This window comes from Rummeliibacillus sp. BSL5 (assembly GCF_052928305.1).
Genome location: NZ_JAVGCV010000010.1, coordinates 39559 through 45943, shown reverse-complemented (window position 1 = coordinate 45943; position 6385 = coordinate 39559). Strand labels below are relative to the sequence as shown.

Here is a 6385-nt window from a genome sequence, read left to right as displayed (position 1 = left end):
CATAAAAGTGTTTGATTGCTCAAAATTTCACTAGCGCATCATCTTTACGATGATGTCTTTAAAACTAACAATTGTTAGTAAGTTTAAATGATTAACATCTTGCTTGTTCAGTTTTCAAGGTTCATTTTTTATCGCTTGTTTTGGCGACTTATTAAGTATACCATAACTTCTTTTTGAAGTCAACAACTTTTTATTCTGTTGTTGTTCTTCATTTGTTCGTCATAAGCGACTTAAATATAATACCAAGTTTACTTAACTAAGTCAACACTTTCAACAAACTTTATCAAAAAGAATTTTCAATCTCAGTTAATCTAAATTTGGCAACCAAATAAGTATATCAACAAAAATCTTTCTCTGCAAGGGAAAATATACAAAAGATAAAAAGCAAATTCCGACATTCTAATAATTCAGCGATTAAGTTGGTTTTGGCCCCCAAACTATATGTTTCTATTTTTATCAATTATCGTGTTCTACTTACTATCATACGAATAACATTTCTCAAGACAAGTTGGCTTAAGTTATTAAATCCATCACCACTAAATTAGAAACTAACATTCATATATATATATAGAAAAAACTGTAGGCAAATCCAAAGTAATGGATTTGCCTACAGTTAGATAAGCATTGTTTCTATTAATCACGATTGCGCATTAATGGGAATAACAATACATCGCGAATAGATTGTGAATTAGTCAAAAGCATAATTAAACGGTCAATTCCAATACCTAAACCACCTGTAGGAGCCATACCGTATTCTAATGCTTCTAAGAAATCTTCATCCATCTCATGCGCTTCATCATTTCCTTGCTCTTTTTCGCGCATTTGACCTTCGAAACGTTCACGTTGATCAATTGGATCATTTAGTTCCGTAAACGCATTGGCATGTTCACGACGGACAATGAACAATTCAAAGCGATCCGTGAAGCGAGGATCTTCAGGGTTTTTCTTAGCTAGTGGCGAAATTTCCACTGGATGTCCATAGACAAATGTTGGTTGTACTAGTGATTCTTCTACTTTTTGTTCAAAGAATTCATTAATAATATGGCCAACTTCCATTGTTTCTTTCACATCGATATGGTGCTCACGTGCTACTGCTAAAGCTTCTTCTTTCGTCATCTCTTTCCAGAAATCAACGCCTGTTGCTTCTTTAACAGCATCTACCATGTGCAGACGTTTCCAGCCTTTAGACAAATCAATTGTGTCTTCACCGTATTGAATTTGTGTTGTACCCATTACTTCACTTGCCACATGGACAAATAAATCTTCTGTAAGGTCCATAATATCATGGAAATCTGCATACGCTTCATATAATTCCAGTAGTGTAAACTCTGGGTTATGGCGAGTTGACACGCCTTCGTTACGGAATACTCGTCCAATTTCATAGACTTTTTCCAAGCCGCCGACAATTAGGCGTTTTAGATACAATTCAATCGCAATACGCATATACATAGTTGCATCCAACGCGTTATGGTGCGTAACAAACGGACGAGCTGCTGCTCCACCTGCGATTGAGTTCAACATAGGTGTTTCTACTTCTAAATAGCCTTTATTATCTAAGAAATTACGGATTGAGCGTATGATCTGACTGCGAGCGATAAATGTCTTTTTGCTATCCTCGTTTGAAATTAAGTCCAAATATCGTTGACGGTAGCGTTGCTCTACATCTTGCAAGCCATGATACTTCTCAGGTAATGGACGCAAAGATTTAGATAGGAATGTGAATTCTAATGCTTTAATTGTTAATTCGCCAACATGAGTAATGAATACAGTCCCTTTAATACCGACAATATCACCAAGGTCCGCATGTTTGAAAATATCATAAGCTTCTTCACCGATTGCATCTTTACGTACATAGATTTGAATTTGCCCGCCAAGATCTTGGATGTTTGCAAATCCAACTTTCCCCTTGCTGCGTTTTGTCATGATACGGCCAGCAATTACCACTTCATGTTCTTTCTCTTCCAATTCTTCTTTTGAGAAATTCGCAAATTGTTCTTTTATTTCATTTGTTAAATGTGTACGTTCAAAACGTCCACCGAACGGATCTAAGCCTTGTTCTTTTATTGCATCCATCTTTTGGCGTCTCACCAATAGCTGGTCATTTAATTCTTCTGCCACAATTTTCACTCCTTATAGTTGTGCCGCTAAATAGCCCATACTAGTTATTGTACACAATTTTTACAACTGATTCACGTCTTTCTGCTCAATTTTCATTTTACGACTATTGCTAAGGTAAGGAAAAAGCCGCCACAATCTTAGTGGCAGCTCTTCTCGTAATTAACCAATTTGAATAGAAGACGCATCATTTTCGCTTTCTTCTGTTTCTAAGACTAGTTCATTTAAAATAGCGCGCAGCTCTTCAGCTGTCTCAGCTTGATTGATTTGATTGCGTGTTTTTCCGTTGCCACGCAATCCTTTTAAATACCATGAAGCATGTTTACGCATTTCGCGGACTGCAATATTTTCGCCTTTCAGCACGAGCAAACGCTCAAAATGTAATAAACATACTTCTATTTTTTCACGTATTGGCGGTTCCGGCATGAGCCTTCCCGTTTTCAAATATTCTACTGTCCGATAGATCATCCATGGGTTCCCAAGTGCTGCTCGACCAATCATCACGCCATCAGCGCCTGTATGATCTAATAGGCGTTTAGCATCTTCAGGTGTTTCAACATCACCGTTTCCGATAAACGGAATAGATATATTTTCTTTCACCTCTTTTAAAATGTCCCAATTTGCATGCCCCTCATACATTTGCAAACGTGTACGTCCATGCATTGCAATTGCCGCTGCACCCGCACGTTCTGCGGCCTGAGCATTTTTCACTGCATACACGTGGTCTTCATCCCAACCGATACGCATTTTACAGCTGACTGGTTTATCGACTGCATCCACAACAGCGGAAACCATTTCGTAAATTTTATCCGGATCAAGGAGCCATTTAGCCCCTGCCTCACATTTAATAATTTTATTGACGGGGCACCCCATATTGATATCTATAATATCCGCATTCGTATATTTGTCCACATACTGAGCTGCTTCTACTAACGTTTCTTTATCGCCTCCAAAGATTTGGAGGGAAAGCGGATTTTCCCGTTCATCTATATAAAGCATGTCTAAGGTTTTTCTGTTCCTTTGGACAATCCCTTTATCTGAAATCATCTCAGCGTATACTAAACCTGCACCAAACTCTTTTACAGTTAGACGGAATGCAGAATTGCAGACGCCAGCCATTGGTGCAAGTACAACGCGATTATCCATGACAATATCGCCTATTTGAAAAGGTTTTTCTTGTGTAGCCAATGTTTTTCCTCCCTTTTAGGATTTAGTAATTATCGCTTCATCATCCCAATGCGGAAGATATGCTTATATTCATAACACTTTGTATTAAAAATCAAGAGAACTCCGATTCTTCCATTGTCTTACACCACTCTGCCCTATATTTTGGAGCGTTTTCTGATACGACTCTCGCGTACGAGGGGAGTAAAGATTTGGTGTCACTTCAAGCAATGGAACAAGAACAAACGCTCTTTCGTGCATTCTTTCATGGGGCACAATCAGTTTCTCTGTTTCAATATTGTCATGATTATAGAGCAAAATGTCAAGGTCTATTGTACGCGGCCCCCATCTAATCAAACGTTCTCTCTTTAATTCTTGTTCAATTTCCTGGCAAACCTCAAGCATTTGTAAAGCTGACAGTGTTGTATGTACATGCACCACCATATTCAAAAATAGATCTTGGTCTGTATAACCTACCGGGTCTGTTTCGTAAATAGAAGAGGTATTCACTACATCTACCTCAGGATTACTTTGAAGCATTTGTACCGCCTGTTTGAGCGTTTCTGCTTTATCCCCCATATTTGAACCTAAAGAAATATATACATCATTCATTGAAAGCACCTCTTGTAATCTCAACTGCTACTTCCTTATAGTGGCCTTTAATCGGAGGGTCAGGTTTGATCACTTCAACACGTATGCCTTTGACTTCCACTTTATAAGTCTCAAGAATAACATTAGCAATTTCTTCAGCTACTGCTTCAATCAGTTTGTAAGGTTTACCCTCTACGATTTTTTCACATAGCGTATATACATCCGCATAACTAACGGTATTATCTAACTTGTCAGTTTGGCCAGCGTTCTTCAAATCAGTAGCCAGGGCTACAGTAACGCGAAACCTTTGACCTAACACAGTTTCTTCCTTTAAAACTCCATGATAACCGTAAAACTCCATATCTCTTATATGAATATAATCCATCTCATTCACTCCTTATCCTCTATATCGACTTAATGAACAGGTAGACCTTAAAACTTTACACTGACCGTTGAGCTTCATTAAATTAATTCACATCTAGTGAAGCTGTAGTAACTCGCATTAAACGCATTTTTATCTTAGTGCATCCAGCATTTTCATCATGCGAGCAATTGGCAACACATCATGAACCCGTACCATATGACATCCTTTATCGACACCGTAACAACAAGTAGCAGCTGTACCTTCCATACGTTCATCTACCGGAAGATTGAGTACATTTCCGATCATTCTTTTCCGTGAAGTTGCTAGTAATACAGGGTAGCCCATATCCACAAGGTTTGACAGATTCTTCATCATTTCAATATTTTGTTCATGCGTCTTCGCAAAGCCAATGCCTGGATCTAGCCAAATAAAACGATCATCCACACCGGCTTGACGAGCGATTTCAATACTTCTTTCTAAATCACTCTTTACACTGCCCCAGAAATCTTCACCATAATTTTCATCCTGCCGATTATGCATTAAAATAATGGGCACTTTGTATTCAGCGGCTACTTTAGAAATCTCTGAGTCATATGTAGCTCCCCATATATCATTAATAATATGTGCGCCCGCTTCTACCGCAGCTCTTGCTACCTCTGATTTGAATGTGTCGACAGAAATTAATACATCTAGTTCCTTACGAATAGCACGTATGACAGGTAGGATACGCGCCATTTCTTCTTTTACCGTAACGGCAGTATGGCCCGGTCTTGTAGATTCTCCACCTATATCTATAATCTTCGCTCCATCTGCTACCATTCTTTTAGCATGTTCCAATGCGCTATCTACTGCATCAAATCTTCCTCCATCAGAGAAAGAATCTGGTGTTACATTTAAAATGCCCATAACAATCGTTTCTTTACCAAAATCAAGTGTATGGCCATGAATGACTAACGGTTGGTTATTCATTAACTTCATGTGCTTGCGCTCCTTTGTCTATTCCTACAATCAGTATATCAATACCTTGTACATCAGGAAAAGGGGGCGAACCGGCTGCATGGCAGAAAAAAAGAATGCACTATCCATAAAGGACAGGCATTCTCTTGAATATGAATTAATCATCATAGTGATATAAAGGTGTACTTAAATAACGTTCACCATTATCAGGAAGTAATGCAAGAACATTCTTTCCTTTGCCTAGGCGTTTAGCTGTTTCAATCGCTGCATACATCGCTGCACCTGCAGAAATACCACCTAAGACTCCTTCTTCTTTCGCTACTTTACGCGCTGTTTCAAAGGCATCTTCATTTTCAACTGGTAATATAGAGGTATAGATTTCTGTATCTAAGACTTCAGGTACGAATCCTGCCCCAATTCCTTGAATTTTGTGAGGGCCCGGTTTATTGCCTGATAGAACTGCTGAGTCTTTTGGTTCCACTGCAATCAATTCAATATTAGGGTATTTTTCTTTCAGCACTTCGCCAGTTCCTGTAATCGTACCACCAGTTCCTACACCAGAGATAAACGCATCTAAGTTAAGTCCTTCAAATGCTTCTATAATCTCCGGTCCTGTTGTCCGGCGATGTATTTCAGCATTAGCAGGGTTTTCAAATTGCTGTGGTACAAACCAGCCGTTCTCTTTAGCTAATTCATCCACTTTAGCAATAGCGCCTTTCATTCCATCAGCACCTGGTGTTAAAACAAGCTCTGCACCGTAGGCACGCAATAAATTGCGTCTTTCCATACTCATCGTATCTGGCATGACAAGAATTGCTTTGTATCCTTTTGCAGCTGCAACCATTGCAAGACCGATACCTGTATTCCCACTTGTCGGTTCAATAATCGTACTACCAGGCTTTAACTTGCCTTCTTTCTCAGCTGCCTCAATCATTGCAACAGCAATACGGTCTTTTACACTGCTACCTGGGTTGAAGTATTCGAGTTTTACATAAACATTCCCGTCGTTTGGACCAGTTATATTATCTAACTTGACGATCGGTGTATTGCCTACTAAATCCACTACTGAATTTACAATTTTACTCATTATCTCCACTCCTAAACCCTAGTATTTTTGTTGGTTTTATTATCTTTATTTTATGCTTTTGCAATTAGGTTTGTCAATCATTTCCGTCCCTAGTTATTAGCAGCTAC

The 6385-nt window shown here is 38.8% G+C and carries 6 protein-coding genes; all 6 read right to left on the bottom strand.

Going from position 1 to position 6385, the window contains the following annotated elements:
- Nucleotides 1-633: 633 nt before the first annotated feature.
- Nucleotides 634-2118, bottom strand: a complete 1485-nt coding sequence (lysS, locus tag RCJ93_RS16275) for a lysine--tRNA ligase (protein ID WP_084246977.1) — start codon at nt 2116-2118, stop codon at nt 634-636.
- Nucleotides 2119-2277: 159 nt separating this feature from the next.
- Complete coding sequence (gene dusB, locus RCJ93_RS16270) at nt 2278-3303, bottom strand: tRNA dihydrouridine synthase DusB (protein WP_255476145.1); 1026 nt, start codon at nt 3301-3303, stop codon at nt 2278-2280.
- 84 nt (nt 3304-3387) lie between these two features.
- Nucleotides 3388-3891 (bottom strand): 2-amino-4-hydroxy-6-hydroxymethyldihydropteridine diphosphokinase, encoded by a 504-nt coding sequence (gene folK / locus RCJ93_RS16265; RefSeq protein WP_446739584.1) that lies wholly within the window; start codon nt 3889-3891, stop codon nt 3388-3390.
- Nucleotides 3884-4255: a dihydroneopterin aldolase gene (folB, locus tag RCJ93_RS16260; RefSeq protein WP_150285677.1), complete on the bottom strand. Its 372-nt coding sequence runs from the start codon at nt 4253-4255 to the stop codon at nt 3884-3886. The genes folK and folB overlap by 8 nt, the downstream gene beginning before the upstream one ends.
- Nucleotides 4256-4384: 129 nt before the next feature.
- Nucleotides 4385-5212, bottom strand: coding sequence for a dihydropteroate synthase (gene folP, locus RCJ93_RS16255; protein WP_446739583.1), 828 nt, complete (start codon nt 5210-5212; stop codon nt 4385-4387).
- A gap of 136 nt (nt 5213-5348) precedes the next feature.
- On the bottom strand, nt 5349-6278 hold the full coding sequence (cysK, locus tag RCJ93_RS16250) for a cysteine synthase A (protein ID WP_066791325.1): 930 nt from the start codon (nt 6276-6278) through the stop codon (nt 5349-5351).
- Nucleotides 6279-6385 lie beyond the last annotated feature (107 nt).

Bases quoted from the DNA above. Each gene is read 5' to 3' on its own strand.
- folK (WP_446739584.1), bottom strand. From the start codon at position 3,891: ATGAATGATGTATATATTTCTTTAGGTTCAAATATGGGGGATAAAGCA.
- folB (WP_150285677.1), bottom strand. From the start codon at position 4,255: ATGGATTATATTCATATAAGAGATATGGAGTTTTACGGTTATCATGGA.
- folP (WP_446739583.1), bottom strand. From the start codon at position 5,212: ATGAAGTTAATGAATAACCAACCGTTAGTCATTCATGGCCATACACTT.
- cysK (WP_066791325.1), bottom strand. From the start codon at position 6,278: ATGAGTAAAATTGTAAATTCAGTAGTGGATTTAGTAGGCAATACACCG.